This window comes from Azospira sp. I09 (assembly GCF_009177135.1).
GTDB lineage: Bacteria > Pseudomonadota > Gammaproteobacteria > Burkholderiales > Rhodocyclaceae > Azospira > Azospira oryzae.
Genome location: NZ_AP021844.1, coordinates 802,155 through 823,868 on the forward strand (window position 1 = coordinate 802,155; position 21,714 = coordinate 823,868).

The 21,714-nt window shown below is 63.5% G+C and carries 23 protein-coding genes; 4 read left to right on the forward strand and 19 right to left on the reverse strand.

Going from position 1 to position 21,714, the window contains the following annotated elements; genetic code table 11:
• Window positions 1-6: 6 nt before the first annotated feature.
• From lepB to rpoE, 6 genes are all read right to left on the reverse strand, one after another.
• The gene (gene lepB / locus AZSP09_RS03720; RefSeq protein WP_014237510.1) at window positions 7-795 is read right to left on the reverse strand and encodes a signal peptidase I; all 789 of its coding nucleotides are present in this window, start codon (window positions 793-795) and stop codon (window positions 7-9) included.
• An 11-nt stretch (window positions 796-806) separates the two neighbouring features.
• Complete coding sequence (gene lepA, locus AZSP09_RS03725) at window positions 807-2,600, reverse strand: translation elongation factor 4 (RefSeq protein ID WP_014237509.1); 1,794 nt, start codon at window positions 2,598-2,600, stop codon at window positions 807-809.
• A gap of 56 nt (window positions 2,601-2,656) precedes the next feature.
• Window positions 2,657-2,929 (reverse strand): glutaredoxin family protein, encoded by a 273-nt coding sequence (locus AZSP09_RS03730; protein WP_152089210.1) that lies wholly within the window; start codon window positions 2,927-2,929, stop codon window positions 2,657-2,659.
• Window positions 2,916-4,361 (reverse strand): DegQ family serine endoprotease, encoded by a 1,446-nt coding sequence (locus tag AZSP09_RS03735; protein ID WP_152089211.1) that lies wholly within the window; start codon window positions 4,359-4,361, stop codon window positions 2,916-2,918. The genes AZSP09_RS03730 and AZSP09_RS03735 overlap by 14 nt, the downstream gene beginning before the upstream one ends.
• 30 nt (window positions 4,362-4,391) lie before the next feature.
• Window positions 4,392-4,823 carry a SoxR reducing system RseC family protein gene (locus AZSP09_RS03740; RefSeq protein ID WP_152089212.1) on the reverse strand — a complete coding sequence of 144 codons (432 nt, stop codon included), beginning with the start codon at window positions 4,821-4,823 and terminating at the stop codon, window positions 4,392-4,394.
• A 112-nt stretch (window positions 4,824-4,935) separates the two neighbouring features.
• Window positions 4,936-5,535, reverse strand: coding sequence for an RNA polymerase sigma factor RpoE (gene rpoE, locus AZSP09_RS03745; RefSeq protein ID WP_014237505.1), 600 nt, complete (start codon window positions 5,533-5,535; stop codon window positions 4,936-4,938).
• Between the two features lie 282 nt (window positions 5,536-5,817).
• Between rpoE and nadB the strand changes: the two genes are divergently transcribed.
• A complete protein-coding gene (gene nadB / locus AZSP09_RS03750) occupies window positions 5,818-7,395 on the forward strand; it encodes an L-aspartate oxidase (RefSeq protein ID WP_152089213.1) in 1,578 nt (525 codons plus the stop codon).
• Here the strand turns inward: nadB and AZSP09_RS03755 are convergent.
• From AZSP09_RS03755 to AZSP09_RS03795, 9 genes are all read right to left on the reverse strand, one after another.
• Window positions 7,373-7,822: a protein YgfX gene (locus AZSP09_RS03755; protein ID WP_152089214.1), complete on the reverse strand. Its 450-nt coding sequence runs from the start codon at window positions 7,820-7,822 to the stop codon at window positions 7,373-7,375. The two genes, nadB and AZSP09_RS03755, sit on opposite strands and share 23 nt — an antisense overlap.
• A gap of 14 nt (window positions 7,823-7,836) precedes the next feature.
• Window positions 7,837-9,069, reverse strand: a complete 1,233-nt coding sequence (gene fabF / locus AZSP09_RS03760) for a beta-ketoacyl-ACP synthase II (RefSeq protein WP_014237502.1) — start codon at window positions 9,067-9,069, stop codon at window positions 7,837-7,839.
• A gap of 126 nt (window positions 9,070-9,195) precedes the next feature.
• Complete coding sequence (acpP, locus tag AZSP09_RS03765; protein WP_014237501.1) at window positions 9,196-9,432, reverse strand: acyl carrier protein; 237 nt, start codon at window positions 9,430-9,432, stop codon at window positions 9,196-9,198.
• A 101-nt stretch (window positions 9,433-9,533) separates the two neighbouring features.
• The gene (gene fabG / locus AZSP09_RS03770) at window positions 9,534-10,274 is read right to left on the reverse strand and encodes a 3-oxoacyl-ACP reductase FabG (RefSeq protein WP_152089215.1); all 741 of its coding nucleotides are present in this window, start codon (window positions 10,272-10,274) and stop codon (window positions 9,534-9,536) included.
• Window positions 10,275-10,278: 4 nt separating this feature from the next.
• On the reverse strand, window positions 10,279-11,205 hold the full coding sequence (gene fabD / locus AZSP09_RS03775) for an ACP S-malonyltransferase (protein WP_152089216.1): 927 nt from the start codon (window positions 11,203-11,205) through the stop codon (window positions 10,279-10,281).
• A gap of 30 nt (window positions 11,206-11,235) precedes the next feature.
• Window positions 11,236-12,195: a beta-ketoacyl-ACP synthase III gene (locus AZSP09_RS03780; RefSeq protein WP_152089217.1), complete on the reverse strand. Its 960-nt coding sequence runs from the start codon at window positions 12,193-12,195 to the stop codon at window positions 11,236-11,238.
• 1 nt (window position 12,196) lies between these two features.
• Complete coding sequence (gene plsX, locus AZSP09_RS03785) at window positions 12,197-13,237, reverse strand: phosphate acyltransferase PlsX (RefSeq protein ID WP_152089218.1); 1,041 nt, start codon at window positions 13,235-13,237, stop codon at window positions 12,197-12,199.
• Between the two features lie 77 nt (window positions 13,238-13,314).
• Complete coding sequence (gene rpmF / locus AZSP09_RS03790; protein ID WP_014237496.1) at window positions 13,315-13,494, reverse strand: 50S ribosomal protein L32; 180 nt, start codon at window positions 13,492-13,494, stop codon at window positions 13,315-13,317.
• 20 nt (window positions 13,495-13,514) lie between these two features.
• Entirely contained in the window at window positions 13,515-13,991 is a 477-nt protein-coding gene (locus AZSP09_RS03795; protein WP_197739048.1) for a YceD family protein, read from the reverse strand.
• Window positions 13,992-14,171: 180 nt separating this feature from the next.
• Between AZSP09_RS03795 and AZSP09_RS03800 the strand changes: the two genes are divergently transcribed.
• Window positions 14,172-14,765 carry a Maf family nucleotide pyrophosphatase gene (locus AZSP09_RS03800; protein WP_152089219.1) on the forward strand — a complete coding sequence of 198 codons (594 nt, stop codon included), beginning with the start codon at window positions 14,172-14,174 and terminating at the stop codon, window positions 14,763-14,765.
• 12 nt (window positions 14,766-14,777) lie between these two features.
• Window positions 14,778-15,506 carry an SAM-dependent methyltransferase gene (locus tag AZSP09_RS03805; protein ID WP_152089220.1) on the forward strand — a complete coding sequence of 243 codons (729 nt, stop codon included), beginning with the start codon at window positions 14,778-14,780 and terminating at the stop codon, window positions 15,504-15,506.
• A 9-nt stretch (window positions 15,507-15,515) separates the two neighbouring features.
• Here the strand turns inward: AZSP09_RS03805 and AZSP09_RS03810 are convergent, their stop codons facing one another.
• Genes AZSP09_RS03810 through AZSP09_RS03825 form a run of 4 tightly spaced genes read right to left on the reverse strand, consistent with a single transcriptional unit; the run spans window position 15,516 to window position 18,473 of the window.
• Window positions 15,516-16,502: a S49 family peptidase gene (locus AZSP09_RS03810; RefSeq protein ID WP_172974690.1), complete on the reverse strand. Its 987-nt coding sequence runs from the start codon at window positions 16,500-16,502 to the stop codon at window positions 15,516-15,518.
• Between the two features lie 6 nt (window positions 16,503-16,508).
• A complete protein-coding gene (locus AZSP09_RS03815; RefSeq protein WP_152089221.1) occupies window positions 16,509-16,859 on the reverse strand; it encodes a Rieske (2Fe-2S) protein in 351 nt (116 codons plus the stop codon).
• Window positions 16,838-17,494, reverse strand: a complete 657-nt coding sequence (locus AZSP09_RS03820; RefSeq protein WP_152089222.1) for an HAD-IA family hydrolase — start codon at window positions 17,492-17,494, stop codon at window positions 16,838-16,840. The genes AZSP09_RS03815 and AZSP09_RS03820 overlap by 22 nt, the downstream gene beginning before the upstream one ends.
• On the reverse strand, window positions 17,478-18,473 hold the full coding sequence (locus tag AZSP09_RS03825; protein WP_152089223.1) for an RluA family pseudouridine synthase: 996 nt from the start codon (window positions 18,471-18,473) through the stop codon (window positions 17,478-17,480). The genes AZSP09_RS03820 and AZSP09_RS03825 overlap by 17 nt, the downstream gene beginning before the upstream one ends.
• Before the next feature lie 444 nt (window positions 18,474-18,917).
• On the opposite strand from AZSP09_RS03825, the gene AZSP09_RS03830 reads away from it, so the two are divergent.
• Window positions 18,918-21,698, forward strand: a complete 2,781-nt coding sequence (locus AZSP09_RS03830) for an Rne/Rng family ribonuclease (protein ID WP_152089224.1) — start codon at window positions 18,918-18,920, stop codon at window positions 21,696-21,698.
• Window positions 21,699-21,714 lie beyond the last annotated feature (16 nt).

Consider the following 21,714-nt stretch of genomic DNA (forward strand, 5'->3'; position numbering starts at 1 on the left):
CGTAACTCAGTTGAAACGGCCGATGCGGCTCAGGTCGTTGAAATTGAACCAGATGAAAAAAGCCTTGCCGACGATGTTCTCGTCGGGGACGAAACCCCAGGCCCGGCTATCCCGGCTGTTGTCCCGGTTGTCGCCCATGACGAAGTAGTGTCCCGGCGGCACCGTACAGATGACGCCCGCGTTATTGTAAATACAATTCTCCCGGCCCGGAAACTGGGAGGCGTCGCGAATGAAGGCCGGCGCATCGTCGTCGTTGAGGAAGCGGTGGTCCACCGCCCCCAGGACTTCGCTGTACTGCTTGGAGTAGTACAGCCGCTCCGAATGCAGGAAATCGTCCTGGGGCTGGATGTCCAGGGGCTTGCCGTTGATGGACAGGCGCTTGTTCTGATAAGCCACCTTGTCGCCCGGCACCCCGACCACCCGCTTGATGTAATCCAGGGACGGATCCTCAGGGAAACGGAACACCATGACTTCGCCGCGCTGGGGCTGGCTCACCTCGATGATCTTCTTGTTGATCACCGGCAGGCGGATGCCGTAGGTGTATTTGTTCACCAGGATGAAATCGCCCACCAGCAGGGTCGGAATCATGGAGCCCGAGGGAATCTTGAAGGGCTCGACCACGAAGGAGCGCAGGCCGAACACCACCAGGATCACCGGGAAAAAGCCGGCACCGTATTCCACCCACCAGGGGTCCTTGGCTCCGGCCGGGCGCCGCTTGGCCAGCCACAGGGAATCCACGGCCCAGATGGCGCCGCTGGCCAGCAGCAGCAGGAAGAGGATCAGAGCGAAATTCAAGACGATGTCCTTTACTTGCTATCGACGCGCAGCACGGCGAGGAAGGCTTCCTGGGGAATCTCCACGCTGCCCACCTGCTTCATGCGCTTCTTGCCGGCCTTCTGCTTCTCCAGCAGCTTCTTCTTCCGGGTGATGTCGCCGCCGTAACACTTGGCCAGCACGTCCTTGCGCATGGCCTTGACGTTTTCCCGGGCAATGATGTTGGAGCCGATGGCGGCCTGGATGGCCACTTCGTACATCTGGCGCGGAATCAGCTCGCGCATCTTGGCCGCCAGTTCCCGGCCCCGGTAGGGGGCGTTGGCCCGGTGCACGATGATGGACAGGGCATCCACCTTTTCGCTGTTGATGAGGATGTCCACCTTGACCACGTCGGCAGCCCGGTATTCCTTGAACTCGTAGTCCAGGGAGGCATAACCCCGGGAGACGGACTTCAGCTTGTCGAAGAAATCCATCACCACTTCGGCCATGGGCATCTCATAGACCAGCTTCACCTGGCGGCCGTGGTAGTGCATGTCCACCTGGTTGCCGCGCTTGGCGTTGCACAGGGTGATGACGCTGCCCAGATAGTCCTGGGGCACAAAAATGGTGGCCGTGATGATGGGTTCGCGGATTTCATCGAACTTGCCAACTTCCGGCAGCTTGGAGGGGTTCTCCACCTGGACCACGGAACCGTCCCGCATCACCACTTCATAAACCACGGTGGGCGCGGTGGTGATCAGGTCCTGGTCGAATTCCCGCTCCAGGCGCTCCTGCACGATTTCCATGTGCAGCAGGCCGAGGAAGCCGCAGCGGAAGCCGAAGCCCAGGGCCTGGGAGACTTCCGGCTCGAACTGCAGGGAAGCATCGTTGAGGCGCAGCTTCTCCAGGGAGTCGCGCAACTGGTCGTACTGGTTGGATTCCACCGGGTAGAGGCCGGCAAACACCTGGGGTTTGATTTCCTTGAAGCCGGGCAGCGCCTCGGCGGCGGGACGCTCCACCAGGGTGACGGTGTCGCCCACCTTGGCGGCATGCAGTTCCTTGATGCCGGAAATGATGAAACCCACCTGCCCGGCCCGCAGTTCGTTGCGCGCCAGGGACTTGGGGGTGAACACGCCGACCTGTTCGCACAGATGCACGGCGCCGGTAGACATCAGGCGAATCTTGTCCTTGGGCTTGAGCACCCCGTCCACGACACGGACCAGCATCACCACGCCGACGTAGTTGTCGAACCAGGAGTCGATCAGCAGGGCCTTCAGCGGTGCCTCGGGATCGCCGACGGGAGGCGGGATCTTGGCGATCACCGCTTCCAGGATGTCCTCCACCCCCAGGCCGGTCTTGGCCGAAGCCAGGACGGCGTCCGTGGCGTCGATGCCGATGACGTCCTCGATTTCCTGGCGGGCACCATCCGGGTTGGCCGACGGCAGGTCGATCTTGTTCAGCACCGGCACCACCTCCACCCCCAGGTCCAGGGCCGTATAGCAGTTGGCCACGGTCTGGGCTTCTACGCCCTGGGAGGCATCCACCACCAGCAGGGCGCCTTCGCAGGCGGAGAGGGAGCGGGAGACTTCATAGGAGAAGTCCACGTGCCCCGGGGTGTCGATCAGGTTCAGGTTATAGACCTGGCCGTCCCGGGCCTTGTAGCTGAGGGCGGCCGTCTGGGCCTTGATGGTGATGCCGCGCTCCCGCTCCAAGTCCATGGAGTCGAGCACCTGGGCTTCCATTTCCCGGTCGGAAAGACCGCCACAGAGGTGGATGATGCGGTCGGCCAGGGTGGATTTGCCGTGGTCGATGTGGGCGATGATGGAAAAATTGCGGATGTGTTGCATATGGTAAAAAGGGTGCTGTGCAGCACCCTTTTGAATTTGGCCGGAAAGCGCGGATTCTAGCGGATTTTGGCCAAAACTTCACGGACTGCTGCCTCGTCCAGGAAGTAGTGGCAAATCTCTTCGCCGCCATGCAGCAACACGGGCACCAGTTCGCCCCAGCGCTGCTCCAGGGACTCGTCCTCGTCCACATCAATCACCTCGACGGCGGCGCCGTATTCATCGGCAATCGGTGTCAGGGCCGCCTCCATGTCATGGCACAGATGGCAATAGACCCGCCCCAGGAGCTGCAGGACAGGCCTGGTCTGCAGCATCGGCTCAGTTGCCACCATTGAGCCCCTTGACCGTGACGAAGGTCTGCATGTCGCCCCGGCGGATGAGCAAGGTCACGTTGGCCCCCTTGTCGAACTGGGCCAACAGCCGGTTGAACTGCTCCGTCGAACGCAGTTCGCTGGTAACGCCCTTGCTGATGAGGGCCAGGATGACGTCCCCGGGCCGCAGCTCGGAGCGGGCCGCAGCACCCCGCACGTCCTCGACCAGCAGGCCGCCGGCCACCTTCAGCTCACGCCGCTGCTCGGCCGATAGCTCGGACACCACCAGGCCCAGGCGATTCACCTGGGGCTCGACAGCCTTGCCTTTCTTGGCCGCCTTGCCATCGGCTTTGTCGTCCGCCGGCATTTCGGCCACGGTGAGGGTCAGGTCCCGGGCTGCGCCCTTGCGCCAGACCTGCAGGGACACCCGGGAACCGGGTCGGGTGGCGCCCACCAATCGCGGCAGGTCGCTGGAAGCGCCCACAGCCTTGCCGTCGAAACGGAGGATCACATCGCCCGCCTCGACCCCGGCCTTTTCTGCCGGACCACCCGGCTCCACCGCATTGACGATGGCGCCGGCGGGCTTGGCCAGGCCGAAGGAATCGGCCAGTTCCTTGGTCACTTCCTGGATCACCACACCGATACGCCCCCGGCTGACCTTGCCCGAAGCCCGCAGCTGGCCCTGGATGTCCATGGCCACATCGATGGGAATGGCGAAGGCGATCCCCTGGTAACCGCCGGAGCGGCTGTAGATCTGGGAATTGATGCCCACCACCTCGCCCTTCATGTTGAACAGGGGGCCGCCCGAATTGCCGGGATTGATGGCCACGTCGGTCTGGATAAAGGGAACGTAGTTCTCCTGGGGCAGGGAGCGCCCCTTGGCGCTGACGATGCCGGCCGTCACCGAATTGTCAAAGCCGAAAGGGGAACCGATGGCCACCACCCACTCCCCTACCCTCAGCCCGGCCGGGTCGCCGAAGCGGACCGCGGGCAGGTTGCTGGCCTCGATCTTGATCAGAGCCACGTCGGTACGCTTGTCGGCGCCGATCACCTTGGCCCGGAATTCCCGCTTGTCGGTCAGGCGCACGGTGATTTCGTCGGCCTGGTCCACCACGTGGGCATTGGTCAGCACGTAGCCGTCACTGCTGATGATGAAGCCGGACCCCAGGGACTTGCTCTCGAACTCCCGGGGCACGGCGCCGCCGGGCTGCCCCTGGCCGAAGGGACCGGAAGGCCCGAAGCGGCGGAAGAAATCGAACAGGGGGTCATCCTCGTCGAAGGGGAATGGCATAACTCCCCGCTTCTGCCGCATCACCTGGGTGGTGCTGATGTTGACCACCGTATTGCCGTATTTATCCACCAGGTCGGCAAAGTCGGGCAGGCCCCGGCTATCGGCGGCCTGGGCAACTGCTGCGAGGCAGCAGAGATACAGGAGGACGACAAGACGTTTCATGGCAGAGCGACTCCTAGACATGGGGATACCTCAGAGACGTTGGCGGATGACGGGCTGAAAGCGGGGTGACTGGGCGTCCCGGGCCTGCAGGCGACGCGCCAGGAACCAGGCCAGGAGCCCGCCCAACAGGGCGCCGGCCGCAGCGGCCGCATCCCGGGCCCCGGGCATGAGGGCAGCACCGGCCACGGCACCGAGCACCAGCAAGGCCAGGGGCAGCAGGTAGAGCACCAGGACGCTGTGGGATACGGCGCCGTCCGGGACCCCCACCACGACCTTCTCGCCCACCTTCACACCCAGCGGATTGAGTACGCGAAAGTGGCGCGGCCCGTGACAGAAAAGCTGGGAGGCATTGTTGCCGCCGCAACCACCCTGCTCATGGCAGCGCCCGCAACCGCCCTGACTGGCCTCCACCAGGGCATAGTCGCCTTCCAGCGCCGTCACGGTTGCTTGGGTTTCAATCATGGGGAAAGCTCAAACATGTGGGAAAAGGAATTTTGCCCGCCTTTGCACCAGGCCATCACGGCTGACGGAGCCCCGGACCGGAGAAGGAATCCGGCGGCGAAAGCGCTACAGCCTACCAGCGCCGGTCGGGAGTGGTGTCGAGCAGGGGACGCAGCTTGGTCGCCACCGCCTCCCGGGCCCGGAAGATGCGGGAACGGATGGTGCCGATGGGACAATCCATGATCTTGGCGATTTCTTCGTAGCTCAGGCCTTCAAGCTCCCGCAGCATGATGGCGGTACGCAATTCTTCCGGCAGGGCATCCATGGCCGCATTCACCGTCTCGCCGATCTGCTTGGAGAGCAGCAGATTCTCCGGCGTGTTGATGTCCCGCAGCTGCTCGCCGTCATCGAAGGTTTCCGCCTCTTCGGAGTCGAACTCGGTGGAAGTGGGCGCCCGGCGGCCCTGGGCCACCAGATAGTTCTTGGCCGTATTGATGCCGATACGGTACAGCCAGGTGTAGAACGCGCTGTCGCCGCGGAAGGAAGGCAATGCCCGGTAAGCCTTGATGAAGGCTTCCTGGGCCACGTCTTCCACCTCGGCCGGGTCACGGATGAATCGGGACAGGAGGCGGCCCAGCTTGCGCTGGTACTTGGCCACCAGCAGCTCGAAGGCCTTTTTGTCGCCGGATTGCGCCCGCTCGACCAGCTTTTGGTCAATCTCGCGTTCGCTCATGCTGTATGAATACCTTTGTAAGGATTAGGGGTGATGGCGGAAAAGCGCCTCATCGCGCTCCATCGCACACCACAGGCAGCCGAAGTATAACGCAAGCCACGCCGGGCCACGACCCACCCGCCCCGTGGGGAAATCCCGTAAGCCGCCGCGAGCCACCAGCCCGGATGCGGCAACGGCCAGCCTACAAGCCCCGGCGCCCCTCTCGTGCTATAGTTGTCAGCCCTACGGTCCCCGCGGTCCAGTTCGGTCGCGGATGCAAGCCGCACACCAAGAAAGCGCATCGTGGTCCAGCATTTTGACGTACTCATCATCGGCAGCGGTCTGGCAGGACAGTCCGCCGCCCTTCGCCTGGCGGACACCCACAAGGTCGGCCTCATCAGCAAGCGCAGCCTGGAAGACAGTGCCAGCGCCTGGGCCCAGGGCGGCATTGCCGCCGTGCTGGACAGCCAGGATTCCATCGAAGCCCACATCCGCGACACCTTCGAAGCCGGCGGCCACCTCAACGGCGCCAAGGCCACCCGCTACGTCGTCGAAAACGGGCGGCGGGCCATCGACTGGCTGATCGAGCAGGGCGTCCCCTTCACCAAGGACGATAAGGGCTACCACCTGACCCGGGAAGGCGGCCACAGCACCCGCCGGGTCATCCACGTGGCCGATGCCACCGGCCTGGCGGTACAGGACACCCTGACGCGCAAGGTGCGCCAGCATCCCAACATCACGGTGCTGGAACAGCACATCGCCATCGACCTCATCACCGGCGCCAAGCTGGGCCTGCCTGAGCAGCGCTGCTACGGCGCCTATGCCCTGGACACCCGCAGCGGCGAAGTCAGCACCATCGGCGCCCAGGCCACCATGATTGCCACCGGCGGTGCCGGCAAGGTCTATCTCTACACCACCAATCCGGACACCTCCACCGGTGACGGCATTGCCATGGCCTGGCGGGCCGGATGCCGGGTGGCCAACATGGAATTCATCCAGTTCCATCCCACCTGCCTTTACCACCCCCAGGCCAAATCCTTCCTCATTTCCGAGGCAGTGCGGGGCGAAGGCGGCATTCTGCGCCTGCCGGACGGCACCCGCTTCATGCCTGACCATGACCCGCGGGCGGAACTGGCGCCGCGGGACGTGGTGGCCCGGGCCATCGACTTCGAGATGAAAAAGCGGGGCCTGGATTGCGTCTTCCTGGACATTTCCCACAAGCCCAAGGAATTCCTGCTGGAGCACTTCCCCAACATCCACGCCCGTTGCCTGGAACTGGGCATCGACATCAGCAAGGACCCGATCCCGGTGGTGCCGGCCGCCCACTACACCTGCGGCGGCATCATCACCGACCTCAAGGCCCGCACCGACATCGCCGGCCTCTACGCTGCCGGTGAAGCCTCCTGCTCCGGCCTGCACGGCGCCAACCGTCTCGCCTCCAACTCCCTGCTGGAATGCGTGGTCTTCTCCGAAGCGGCCGTGGCCGACATCAAGGCCCAGCCCAAGGTCGCCATCCCTGCCCTGCCCCAGTGGGATGAAAGCCGGGTTTCCGACCCGGACGAGGAAATCGTCATTTCCCACAACTGGGACGAACTGCGCCGCTTCATGTGGGACTACGTCGGCATCGTGCGCACCACCAAACGCCTGCAGCGGGCCCAGCACCGCATCCGCCTGCTGATGCGGGAAATCAACGAGTTCTACACCCACTTCCGGGTCAGCCACGACCTCATTGAACTGCGCAATCTGGTGGTGACGGCCGACCTGATCGTCCGCTGCGCCCTCAAACGCAAGGAAAGCCGCGGCCTGCACTTCAGCCGCGACTACCCCGGCCTGCTGCCCAAGCCGCGCAACACCATCCTCAGAAAATCCCGTCGTCCCTGAATTTGGCCCGCCAGCCCAGCCACACCCGCAGCTGGCGGAACGACGCCTCATCGGCCAGGCTGTCCGCCAGCAGGCACACGGCATGGGGACGGGACCAGGTCCCGTCCTCCTGCTCCAGGCGATAGCGCAGCACCACCAGATGACGCCAGCAAGTCCCCGGCAGCAACCGCAGCCGGGGACTTTCCTTCCCCCCCTGGCCCCAGGCCAGCTCCCCCTTCTGCCCCAGGCGTACCCAGGCCGGATGCCGCCCATAGTGGCGCCGCAGGGTGAAGGCCAGGGAAACGAGCAGCAAGGCCAGCAGGCCAAGCGTCGCCCAGATATTCCAGCCCAAAATGAAAACGCCGCCAGAAGCGGCGGCGTGCAAGGCAACGAACAGCATTGCCAGGCGGCGGGAGGGGTGCAGTTGCAGAAGCAGCGGCAACCTCATCCCGTTGGTCTCGGTCAGATGCGCTTGAACACCAGGGAACCGTTGGTGCCGCCGAAGCCGAAGTTGTTCTTCAGGGCCACGTCGATCTTCATTTCCCGAGCCGTGTTGGCACAGTAGTCCAGATCACATTCCGGATCCTGCTCGAAAATGTTGATGGTGGGCGGGGAAACCTGGTGATGGACCGCCAGGACGCTGAAGATGGACTCGATGCCGCCGGCGCCGCCCAGCAGGTGGCCGGTCATGGACTTGGTGGAATTCACCACCAGGCCCTTGGCGGCATCGCCGAAGGCCAGCTTGATGGCATCGGTTTCGTTCTTGTCGCCCAGGGGCGTGGAAGTACCATGGGCATTCAGGTACTGCACCTGGTCAGGGTTCACGCCGGCATTGCGCAGGGCATTGAGCATGGAACGCTTCGGACCATCAGTGCTGGGAGCGGTCATGTGGTAAGCATCGCCGCTCATGCCGTAGCCTGCCAGCTCCGCATAAATGCGGGCGCCCCGGGCCTTGGCGTGCTCATACTCTTCCAGCACCATGGCGCCGCCACCCTCGCCCAGCACGAAGCCGTCACGATCCTTGTCCCAGGGCCGGCTGGCGGTGGTGGGATCGTCATTGCGGGTGGACAGGGCCCGGGCAGCGCAGAAGCCGCCCATGCCCAGGGGGGTCACGGTGGACTCGGCACCGCCGGCAATCATCACGTCGGCATCGCCGTACTCGATGAGGCGGGCAGCTTCGCCGATGTTGTGGGTGCCGGTGGTGCAGGCGGTCACCACGGCGATATTGGGACCCTTGTAGCCATACAGGATGGACAGGTTGCCGGAGATCATGTTGATGATCGAACCGGGAACGAAGAAGGGGGAAATCTTGCGCACACCGCCGGCGATGTAATCGTCCTTGGTGTTCTCGATCAGGGGCAGGCCACCGATGCCGGAACCGATCGCCACGCCGATGCGCTCCGCATCGACCGGATTGGCTTCAAGCCCGGCATCCTTGATGGCCTGGATGCCGGCCGCCATGCCGTAATGGATGAAGGTATCCATGCGGCGGGCGTCCTTGGCGGAAATGTAGGTGCCGATATCGAAGTTCTTCACTTCCCCGGCAATGCGGGTGGGGAAAGTGGATGCATCGAACTTGGTGATGGCAGTAATACCGGAGCGACCGGCCAGGAGGTTTTGCCAAGCTTCTTCAACGCTGTTACCGACCGGGGAAACAAGCCCCAGCCCGGTGATGACGACGCGACGACGTGCCAACTTTAGCTCCGGAAAGAATGAGGGGAGAGGTGATACAGAATACTGCAGAAGGGCGGGCTCCCTGCATCAATGCTGGACCGGCGCCACGAAGGCGCCGGTTGGCAGGGAAGTCCCGTACCCGGGTGATTACTTCTTGTGGGACAGAACGTAATCGATGGCTTGTTGCACGGTGGTGATCTTCTCGGCGTCTTCGTCGGGGATCTCGGTCTCGAATTCTTCTTCGAGGGCCATCACCAGCTCGACGGTATCCAGAGAGTCGGCACCCAGGTCATCCACAAAGGAGGACTCGGTCTTGATGTCGGCTTCGTTGACGCCCAGTTGCTCGGCAACGATCTTCTTAACGCGCTGTTCCAGGTTTTCCATTCAGGACTCCTTCCCTGTTATCGGGTATCAGACAAACTTGCTTATTTTACCAAAACGCCCCGCGCTTACAAAACGCGGGATCCTCAGGCGGAAAACCGCCATTAATCCATATACATACCGCCGTTGACATGGATGGTGCTGCCGGTCACGTAGCCTGCGGCCGGGGAGGCCAGGAAGGCTACGGCGGCGGCGATGTCCTCCGGGCTGCCGAGGCGGCCCAGGGGAATGTTACCCAGCAAACCTTCTTTCTGCTTGTCGTCCAGAGCCTTGGTCATGTCGGTATCGATGAAGCCAGGGGCGACGCAGTTGACCGTGATGTTGCGGCTGCCCAGCTCCCGGGCCAGGGAACGGGTCATGCCGGAAACGCCGGCCTTGGCCGCGCAGTAATTGGCCTGCCCCGGATTGCCGGCATGGCCGACCACGGAAGTGATATTAATGATGCGGCCGGTACGGGCCTTCATCATGCCGCGCATGACGGCCTTGGAAAGGCGGAAGACGGCCTTCAGGTTGGTGTCGATGACCGCATCCCACTCATCGTCCTTCATGCGCATGGCCAGGTTGTCCCGGGTGATGCCGGCATTGTTGACGAGAATGGAGACTGCGCCGAACTCCTTTTCCAGAGCGGCGATCAGGGCATCCACCTGGGCTTGGTCACGCACTTCGAGGAGCGCACCGCGCCCCTTGGCGCCGGCCTCGGCGAGGTAGGCGGAAATCTTGCCGGCACCGTCTTCGCTGGTGGCGGTGCCAACCACGGTGGCGCCCAGGCGGGCCAGTTCCAGAGCCACTGCCTTGCCGATACCCCGGGAAGCGCCGGTAACGAGGGCAATTTGTCCTTGCAGCATGGTATTACTCCAGGTTGATATTGGCTTCGATGGCAGCCAGGTCGGCCAGGGCCACGCCATTGACGCCATCGGCACAGCGCTTGGTCAGGCCGGCCAGCACCTTGCCGGGACCGCATTCTGCCACCACGGTGACGCCCATGGCAGCCATTTTCTGGATCGTCTCGACCCAGCGCACCGGATTATAGGCCTGACGCACCAGGGCATCGCGAATGCGGGCAGGATCGTTTTCCACGGCCACATCCACGTTATTGACCACGGGAATACGGGGCACCTGCAATTCCAGTTCCGCCAGGCGCGCAGCCAGCTTGTCGGCGGCCGGGCGGATCAGGGAGGAATGGAACGGGGCGGACACCGGCAGGGCCACGGCGCGCTTGGCGCCCTTGGTCTTGCACACTTCCATGGCCCGTTCCACGGCGGCCTTGTGGCCGGCGATGACGGTCTGGCCGGCGGCATTGAAATTCACCGGCTCCACCACCTCGCCCTGGGCCGCTTCGGCACAGGCGGCGCGGATGCCGTCGTCGTCCAGGCCGAGAATGGCGGCCATGGCGCCAGTGCCAAGAGGCACGGCCTCCTGCATGGCGGCGGCCCGCAGCCGCACCAGGGGCACGGCGTCCTTGAACTGCAGGACGCCGGCGGCCACCAGGGCGGAATACTCACCCAGACTGTGGCCGGCGACAACGGCCGGCACCTTGCCACCCTTGTCCAGCCACAGGCGCCAGGCGGCGATGCCGGCGGTCAGCATGACAGGCTGGGTATTCACCGTCTGGGACAGCACTTCGGCCGGACCTTCGGCCACCATCTGCCACAGGTCTTCGCCCAAGGCGGCGGATGCTTCATCGAACGTGGCACGGACCACGGCGGAGTCGCCGTAGGCCGCCATCATGCCGACTGCCTGGGAACCTTGACCGGGAAATACGAACGCAAAAGCCATGGGAATTAACCTCTGAGAGCTTGAATGCAGTTAGAACTGGAACAGCACGGCGCCCCAGGTGAAGCCGCCGCCGACGCCTTCCAGCAGCACCTTCTGTCTGCGCTGGATGCGTCCGTCGCGCACAGCCGTATCCAGCGCCAGGGGCACGGACGCGGCGGAGGTATTGCCGTGGCGGTCCACGGTCACCACCACCTTGTCGCTGGGGATGCCCAGCTTCTTGCCGGTGGAATCGATGATGCGCAGATTGGCCTGGTGCGGCACCAGCCAATCCACATCGGAAGTTGCCACCCCGGCGGCCGCACAGGTCTCGGCCGCCACGTCGGCAAGGACGCGCACGGCGAACTTGAACACCGCCTGGCCGTCCATACGCAGGAAGGGATCGCCGATCACCGCACCGCCGGCCACATTGCCGGGTACCGAAAGAATGCCATGATGGCTGCCGTCCGCATGCAGGGCGGTGGCAAGGATGCCGGGCGCATCGGAGGCTTCCAGCACCACGGCACCGGCGCCGTCGCCGAAGAGCACGCAGGTACCCCGGTCGCTCCAGTCCAGGATGCGGGAGAAAACTTCGGCGCCAACCACCAGTGCCTTCTTGTGGGAGCCGGAGCGGACGAACTTCTCCGCAATACTCAGCGCATAGACAAAGCCGGCGCAGACGGCCTGCACGTCGAAGCAGGTTGCCCCCTTGTTGCCCAGTTTGCTCTGCAGCAGACAGGCGGTGCTGGGGAAGATGAAATCGGGAGTGGAGGTGGCGACGATGATCAGGTCCAGTTCGGCCGCATCCACGCCGGCCATCTCCAGAGCCCGGCGAGCCGCTTCGAAACCGAGATCGCTGGAGGTCTGGCCGGGTTCCGCCAGGTGCCGATTACGAATACCGGTACGGGTGGCAATCCATTCGTCGCTGGTATCGACCCCGCGGGCCACCAGATCGTCGTTGCTCACGGCCTGGGCCGGCAGATAGCTGCCGACCCCGGTAATCTTGGCATACATATTAGGCAGACTCCTGGGCCGCTACGGCAGCCGCTTGAGAGGAACTGGAAACGTGACGGGCAACCTGGTCGGCAATGCGGCTCAACACCTGCCCCCTTGCTTCCTCGGCAGCCCGTTCGATGGCGTGGCGGAAACCGTAGGCATCGGCCGAGCCATGGCTCTTGACGACGATGCCCTTGAGCCCGAGCAGGCTGGCACCGTTGTAGCGACGATGATCAACGCGGCGCTTGAAGCCCTTGAGCACCGGTAGCGCCAGAAGGGCAACCAGCTTGGTAAAGAGGTTGCGTCCAAACTCCTGACGCAGGAAGGTGGACAACATCTGGGCCAGGCCTTCGGACGTCTTGAGGGCCACGTTGCCGACAAAGCCGTCACAAACCACGACTTCGGCCTCACCCTTGTACACGCCGTCACCTTCGACGTTACCGATGAAGTTGAGACCCGAATTGCGCAGCAACTCGGCGGCCTGCTTGACCACCTCATTGCCCTTGATGTCTTCTTCCCCGATGTTGAGAATGCCCACCGTCGGCTGCTCGCGGTGATCCACGGCGGCCACCAGCATGGCCCCCATGATCCCGAACTGCAGCAGGTGCTCCGGCGAGCAGTCCACGTTGGCCCCCATGTCCAACACATGGACATGGCCCTTGACCGTGGGCAGCACGGCGCAGATGGCCGGCCGGTCGATACCGGGCAACATTTTCAGGACGAAACGGGAAATGGCCATCAGGGCCCCCGTATTGCCGGCGGAAATACAGGCGTCCGCCTCCCCCTCCTTGACCAGGTTGATGGCAACCCGCATGGAAGAGTCTTTTTTATTGCGCAGGGCCAGGGCTGGCGGCTCGTCCATGGCCACCACTTCGGATGCATGGCGGATGGCGACCCGTTCCGACACGGGAGCAGGCAGGATCGCCCGGAGCTTTTCCTCCAGGCCGACCAAAATGACACGGGCGTCCGCGTTGCGGCTCAAGAAGTCGAGCGCAGCCGGCACGGTGACGTTGGGACCGTGGTCCCCGCCCATGCAATCGATAGCAATGGTGATTCCCATCCGAGGACTCGAATTGGGTAAAAGAAAAGGCAGGCAGTCCTCCCCTCGCGGGGAACTGCCTGCCTCGTCTAAGGGGATTACTCGCCCTTAGCCTTGGTGACCTTCTTGCCGCGGTAGAAACCGTTGGGGCTGATGTGGTGACGCAGGTGCACTTCGCCGGTGGTGGGTTCAACGGCGGTAGCGGGGGTGGTCAGGAAGTCGTGGGAACGATGCATGCCACGCTTGGACGGGGACTTTTTGTTCTGTTGAACGGCCATAACTAGCTCCTAAAAAATCATTAAGCCTTACCCTTGAGGCCGGCAAGCACGGCAAAGGGAGATTCCTTCACCGATTTCTCGCCGCCTCCGGGGAGGCTGCAACTATCGTGACGCGGCACCACCGGCAGGGCGAGAATGACCTCGTCCTCGATCAGCGCCAGTACATCGAGTTTCTTTTCCGCCGGGAGAAAGTCCCTGGAATCATCTTCCAGATCCTCCTGGGTCAGATCGGCCTCACTTTCCACCAACTCGAGTACGGACTCGACGTGAAGCGGAAAATCCAGGCGCTCCATGCAGCGCTGACAACGCAGCGGCACGAAGCCATCCAACTGCAGCAGCAACTGGGACTTGCCCAGCGCGCCGATCCGGCCGGTAAGCCGGTAGTGCACACTACCGCTGACTTCCGTCAGCAGATCATGCACCCGGGGCATGTCGGCCATGGCGAGATCACCTTCCAAACGACGGGCGTCACGCGCAAAAGCCAGACTATCGATCACAACCTGTTGCGACATAAGGCGCGGATGATATTATTTTCGGCTTTGCATGTCAAAGAAAAACGCGGGCCGAAATTAGGGTTTCAACAACAAAGGCAAAGACTTATCCGCGTTTTTTACCGCACCGCCTCATTCCTCCTCATGGGCAGCGCTTTTCTGCCCGAATTCACCTCTCCATTTCTAATGCCCACACTGCCCCAGCCCGCCCTGATTCTGGCTTCCACCTCCCCTTTTCGCCGGGAACTCCTGGCCCGCCTGCGCCTGCCCTTTGCCACGGAAAACCCAGCAGTAGACGAAACCCCGCTCGCAGGCGAGAGCCCGGAGCAGACCGCACTGCGCCTTTCCGAAGCCAAGGCCAGGGCCGTGGCTGCCCAACACCCCGCTGCACTGATCATCGGCAGCGACCAGGTGGCCTGCCTGGATGGGCAGGTTTTCGGAAAACCGGGCAACCATGAGCGCGCCGTGGCACAACTGCAGCAGATGCGGGGGCGCACGGTTAACTTCTATACCGGCCTGTGCCTCTACAACAGCAGTACCGGTCGCACCCAGATCCGAGGCATCCCGACCCTGGTCACCTTCCGCCAGCTGGGCGACGGCGAGATCGAGCGCTACCTGCGCGCCGAGACTCCCTACAACTGCGCCGGCAGCGCCAAGGCCGAAGGGCTGGGCATCAGCCTCATCGCCAAAATGGAGGGGGACGATCCCAACGCCCTTATCGGACTACCCCTGATCGCCCTCTGCGACATGCTGAGAGCTGAAGCCTTCCCCATTCTTTAAGGACGCATCGCCATGAGCGCCCCCCAGCCCCTCCCTCGCGGCACCCTCTTCCTGATTCCGGTTCCTCTGGGCCCCACCCCTCCCGCTGCGGTTCTGCCCGTCCCCGTCTGCGAACAGGCCAGGCAGTTGCGGCATTTCATTGCCGAGAACGCCAAAAGTGCCCGGGCATTTCTCAAAAGCCTGGAGATTTCGGTCCCCCTGCAGGAAATCCAGATTCAGGAATTGAACGAGCACACCCGGGCCAATGCCCTGGAAGGGCTGCTGCAACCATTACGCCAGGGATTTGACGTGGGCCTGGTATCGGAAGCAGGGTGCCCGGGCGTTGCCGACCCGGGCGCCGACCTGATTCGCCTGGCCCAGCAGGAAGGCATCACCGTCGTGCCGCTGATCGGCCCCTCTTCCCTGCTGTTGGCCCTGATGGGGTCCGGCCTGTGCGGCCAGCGCTTCGCCTTTCACGGCTACCTGCCGGCCAAGGAAGATGAGCGCGGCAAGCGCCTCAAGGCGCTGGAGCAGGAATCACGGCGCCAGAATCAGACCCAGATGTTTATCGAGACGCCCTATCGCAACACCCAGATGCTCAACAGCCTGCTGCAACACCTGGCGCCCTCCACCCTGCTCTGCCTGGCCAGCAGCCTGACCCTGCCCCAACAGCGCCTACGCACCCTGAGCGTGGCCCAGTGGCGCAAGGAGGAGGACCCTGTCGCCAAGGAGCCGACGGTTTTCCTCTTCCTTTCCGCCTAGGATCGGGACTTAACGGGCCTGGGGCTGGCTGGCCTGCCCCAGGGCCTTGACCGCCCCTTGCACCATGTCGGCACCAAAACGTTTGGCAAAGCGCTCGGCGATGTTTTCCTTCTGGGTGTAGTCCATCACCTTTTCGGCCTTGATTACATCCCTGGCCACACTGCTCACCGTGCCGAAGTCATCGGCCAAACCCAGCTCGATGCTGCGGGCACCGGTCCACACCAGGCCGGAGAACATGTCCGGGGTTTCCTTGAGGCGCTGGCCGCGCCCCTTCTTGACCACATCGATGAACTGCTTGTGGATTTCGCCGAGCATGGTCTGGGCCATCAGCTTCTGCTTCGGATCCTGGGGCGAGAAGGGATCGAGAAAGCCCTTGTTTTCGCCGGCAGTCAGCAGGCGCCGCTCCACGCCAAGCTTGTCCATGGTCCCGGTAAAACCGAAACCGTCCATCAACACACCGATGGAACCCACAAGACTGGCCTTGTCCACGAAAATCTTGTCGGCCGCGGCAGCCACGTAATAGCCGCCGGAAGCACAAACATCCTCAACCACGACGTACAGGGGAATATCAGGGTACTTGCCGCGCAGGCGGCGGATTTCATCGTTGATGATGCCGGACTGGACCGGACTGCCGCCGGGGCTGTTGATGCGCAGGATGACGCCGGCCGTACCCTTGTCCTCGAAAGCAGAACGCAAGGCGGAATTGATCTTGTCCGCGCTGGCCTCGCCACTGGAATCAATGACCCCCTTCAGTTGCACCAGAGCGGTATGGCGGCCATCAGCCAGTTTTTCCGTGTCACCCCAGTCAAACGCCAGCGCCAGGACGACCGTCAGATAAGCAAAACCCAGCAGCTTGAAGAAGATGCCCCAGCGACGCCGGGTCTTCTGCTCGGCCAGGGAGGCAAACGCCAGCTTTTCCAGGGTCTTCCGCTCCCAGGCTGCATCATTGCCGCGCTTGGGGCCAAAATCGGGAGGGGGCAAGGTCGGGGTATCCACGTTGGGTCAATCCGATTCAAGAAAATAAACAAGGCCATCCTGCTCAGTCACGGCCACCGGCGTCAGCCCCCGGCCATTGCATCGGCCGCCAAGGCAGGCGCCGGATTCCGGCGCGTAAAGAGCGCCATGGGTGGCGCAAACCAAGTATAGCTTCGAGTGATCGAAAAATTCGCCCGGCTGCCAATCCAGCTCGATGGGCACATGGGCGCAGCGGTTGAGATAGGCCCGCACCACACCGTCAAAGCGCACCGCAAATGCAGGAACATCACCGCCCGCGTGCGGCACGCTGAAACGCACGCCGGCGCCACCTTCGAGCAGGTCGCCGGAGGCGCAAATCAGGCGTGGTGACGCAGCCATGCCGCCAGGTCTTCCAGCCGGGAGAAGGTTTCCAGAGGGCCATGGGCCAGCAGCACTGCGGGCTCATGGGCACCATAGCTGACCGCCAGGGCATCCACTCCCGCATTGCGCGCCATCTGCAAGTCATGGGTGGTGTCGCCGATCATGACCGTGCGCTCCGGGGCGACGGCCAGTTCCGCCATCAATTCTTCCAGCATCTGGGGATGGGGCTTGGAGAAGCACTCGTCGGCACAACGGCTGGAGTGAAAATGGGGACCCAGGCCACTGACCCTGAGGGCACGATCCAGCCCCAGCCGGCTCTTGCCGGTCGCCACGGCCAGCAGATGCCCGGCCGCCTCCAGTTCCCGCACCAGTTCCACGGCACCGGCAAACAGGGCCAGTTCGTGGTCCCGGGACAGATAATGATGGCGGTAGCGCTCCACCATCAGCGGATACTGGGCCGGTTCCAGGTCCGGCACGGCGCTGCGCAAGGCGTCCGACAGGCCCAGGCCGATCACATGGCGCGCCTGGGCATCGCTGGGCACCGGCAGCCCCAGATCGACACAGGCCGCCTGGATGGCGCTGACGATGGCTGCGGCGGAGTCGAGCAGGGTGCCATCCCAGTCGAAGACAACTAGATCAAAACGCTTCGCCATAATCCTGAACTTCACTTTCGGACAGATGATGCAGGAAACTGGCCAGGGCCGGCGGCAAGGGCGCCTCCAGGCTCATGGCTTCCTTGGTCAGGGGATGGGGAAAGCGCATTCTCCAGGCGTGAAGGAACATGCGTTTCAACCCTTCCCGCTGCAATTCCCGGTTCAGGGCGAAATCCCCATATTTGTCATCACCCAGGATGGGATATCCCAGGTGCGCCAGATGCACCCGTATCTGATGGGTGCGACCGCTCTTCAGTTCCGCTTCCAGCAGACTGAAACGCTGCCATCGGGCCACCAGGCGGAAAACCGTATGGGACGGCTTGCCCTCCGGATCGACCCGCACCCGGCGCTCGCCGTTGTCCAACAGATATTTGTGAAGCGCCTGCCGGCAATGGCGCAACGGGTCCATCCAGCGCCCCTGCACCGCCACCAGATAGCGCTTGTCGGCGCCCCGCCCTGCCCCGCCTTCACGGAACATGTCGTGCAGGGCCGTCAGGGCCGAGCGCTTCTTCGCCACCAGGAGTATCCCGGAGGTTTCCCGGTCGAGACGGTGGGCCAGCTCCAGCAACTTGGCCAGGGGCCGCTGATGGCGCAGGGCCTCGATGACGCCGAAGGACACACCGCTCCCCCCATGGACCGCGATGCCGGCCGGCTTGTTTACAGCCAACAGGGCATCATCCTCATACAAAAGGGGCAAATCGGCCTTCACCGCCTGGCCGGCCACTTCGGCGGCCGCCACCTCATCCGGCCGGGCAGCAACCCGGATCGGCGGAATGCGCAGGATGTCGCCAGCCTGGATGCGATAGGCCGCATCGGCACGCTTGCTGTTAACGCGGACCTCGCCACTGCGGAGAATGCGGTAGATGTGGCTCTTGGGAACCCCCTTGCATACCCGCAGGAGGTAGTTGTCCAGGCGCTGGCCCTGCTCGTCTTCGCCGATGGTGGCCCGTGTTACGGAATTTTTGCTAACGTCGGGCATTTTGAATATACTGAAACGGATTTTCGTCTCGGCCTGAAAGAGGCGCTGCGCCGTGAGACCAGAAGGTTTTTCCCAGCCGCAACATGATTGCGCGGCATGCAAAATGGGAAACCATGAAATCCGGCAGGCCTTAAGCGGCCTCAACCCGTACCAACCTGTATGGGATCAAGCCAACGCAAATCGGAACTGGTTAAGTTCGCTCACCAAAAGTAGCGATACTACTTGATTTGCGCGCCCTAAGCACGCATCGGTACCCCCGAGCAGATTTCCCGGCCCCGGTTATTTCCGGGCCCGCCGAAAGATTTTTCAGCGAATTCAGGAACACATTTTCCTTTCACCATTAGTTGCACGCCCACAATGCGGACTCAAAAAGTACAACCCAACTAATCGTGTCGCTGCCTGCGCCGGGACTCCGTTCGTGCGAAAAGTGCGGGAGCCCAATAAATGAAACGCATGCTTTTCAATGCGACACAGGCTGAAGAACTCCGTGTCGCCATTGTCGATGGCCAGAAACTGATTGACCTCGACATTGAGTCAGCCGCCAAGGAACAACGCAAGAGCAACATCTACAAGGGTGTCATCACCCGCATCGAACCCAGCCTCGAGGCCTGTTTCGTCAATTACGGCGAAGAGCGTCACGGCTTTCTCCCGTTCAAGGAAGTTTCCCGCTCCTATTTCCAGCCCGGCGTAGACAATCGCGCCAGCATCAAGGAAGCCCTCAAGGAAGGCCAGGAAGTCATCGTCCAGGTCGAGAAGGACGAGCGCGGTAACAAGGGCGCCGCCCTTACCACCTTCGTGTCCCTGGCCGGCCGCTACCTGGTCCTGATGCCCAACAATCCCCGCGGCGGCGGCGTCTCCCGCCGTGTCGAAGGTGACGAACGGGCCGAACTGCGCGACGTTATGGACCAGTTGCAGGTCCCCGGCGGCATGAGCCTCATCGCCCGTACCGCCGCCATCGGCCGCAACGCCGAAGAACTGCAGTGGGACCTCAACTACCTGCTGAAGCTGTGGGAAGCCATCGAAGGCGCCGCCACCAGCCAGTCCGGCCCCTTCCTGATCTACCTGGAAGGCAGCCTGGTCATCCGCGCCATCCGCGACTATTTCCAGCCCGACATCGGTGAAATCCTCATCGATACGGACGAGATTTTCGAGCAGGCCCGTTCCTTCATGGGCACGGTCATGCCGGCCAACGAGAACCGGGTCAAGCTGTACCGGGACGACGTCCCCCTCTTCTCCCGCTTCCAGATCGAACACCAGATCGAATCGGCCTACTCCCGTCAGGTGAACCTGCCGTCCGGCGGCGCCATCGTCATCGACCACACGGAAGCCCTGGTGTCGGTGGACGTGAACTCCGGCCGCTCCACCCGCGGCCAGGACATCGAGGAAACCGCGCTCAAGACCAACCAGGAAGCGGCCGACGAAATCGCCCGCCAACTGCGCCTGCGCGACCTGGGCGGCCTCATTGTCATCGACTTCATCGACATGGAGAGCCAGAAAAACCAGCGCGAGGTGGAAAACCGCCTGCGCGACGCCCTCCGCCATGACCGGGCCCGGGTGCAGATGGGCAAGATCAGCCGCTTCGGCCTGATGGAACTGTCCCGCCAGCGCCTGCGCCCCGCCCTGGCCGAGACCAGCTACATCCCCTGCCCCCGATGTACCGGCACCGGCCACATCCGCTCCACCGAATCGGCCGCCCTGCACATCCTGCGCATCCTCGAAGAGGAAGCGATGAAGGACAACACCGCCGCCGTGCATACCCAGGTGCCGGTGGACGTAGCCACCTTCCTGCTCAACGAGAAGCGCCCCGACATCCAGGCCATCGAGTTGCGCCACAAGGTCACCATCCTGCTGATCCCCAATGTGCACCTGGAAACTCCGGCCCACACCATTCAGCGCCTGCGCCACGACGACCTCAACAACGAGGACGTGCAACAGCCGTCCTACCGCATGATGGAAATGCCGGCGGAAGAAGTGAAGCAACTGGCCAATGCCCAGAGCGAAGCCCGCCAGCCGCGCCAGGAAGCCGCCATCAAGCACATCACGCCGGAGCAGCCCGCTCCCGTGGTGGCCGAGAAGCCGGCTGCCGCCCCTGCCGCCAAGAGCGAAGGCATCATCGGCAAGATTTTCTCCTGGTTCCGCGGCAACAAGACCGTCGAGCCCACTCCCGAACCGGCAGCCACCCCGCGCAAGGGCCGTGGCCAGCGCAGTGAAGGCCAGGGCCGCGGCGAGCAGCGCGGTCGTGGTCGTGGCGAGCAGCGTGGCCGTGGCCGCGGTGAAGGCGCCGAAGGCCGCAACGGCGGCGAGCGGAGCGAACGCCCCGCCCGCGGCGAAACCCAGGGTGACAATGCCCGCGAGCAGCAGCCTCGCGAAGGCCGTCGCCAACGGGGCGAACGGGGTGACCGCAACGGCGAGCGCAGCAATGCCGTCCAGGCCGACAACGAGCGCGGCGAACAGCAGAACGAGCAGCGCAAGGAACGGCGCGAACGCCAACCCCGCCGCGAACGCAACAGCGAGGACAAGGCTCAGCAGGCAGTAGCCGCCCAGGCCGATGCACTCAACACCCAGGCTGCCGGCACTGCTCCAGAGCAAGCTGCGCCCCAGGGCGATGAAGAGGGCGGTCGGGGCCGTCGCGGTCGTCGCAACAACCGTCGCGACCGGGGCGAGCGCCGCCAGGAAAATGGCGCTGAAGGCGAAGTGCAGCAAAATGCTGCCACCGAGGTAAGCCAAGAACAGGCGCCGGTCATTGCCGCCGCCGTTGTGGAAGTGGCAAACCCGGTCGAGCCCGTGGCAGCCGCCGCAGTGGAAACTGTGGCGCCGACCGTTGCCGTGGTTGAGTCTGGAGCGGAAGTCGCGCCGGCAGTAGAGGAAGCCCCGGCAGCTGCAGTTGAAGCAGCCCCGCAGGTTGAAGCAGCAATCCCCGAAGCCGCCCCGGTCGTGGTCGTCGAAGAGGTCGTTGTACCGGTGGAGGAACAGGTTATTCCGACCCCGCCCCGCGCCGTCGAACCCATTGCCGTGCCCCCGGCCGAAATCAAGCCCGTGGTCGCCAACATCGACCAGGCCCTGGAAGCCAGCGGCCTGGTGATGGTGGAAACCAGCGCGGACAAGGCCCGTCAGGTCCAGGCTGCAGTGGTGGAGAACGAAGCTCCCCGCCCCCGGCGTACCCGGCCGGCACCGGTGGTGATCAGCGACGAGCCTCTGGTGCTGGTGGAAACCCGCAACAAGTAAGGTAAGGCGTCAGCGC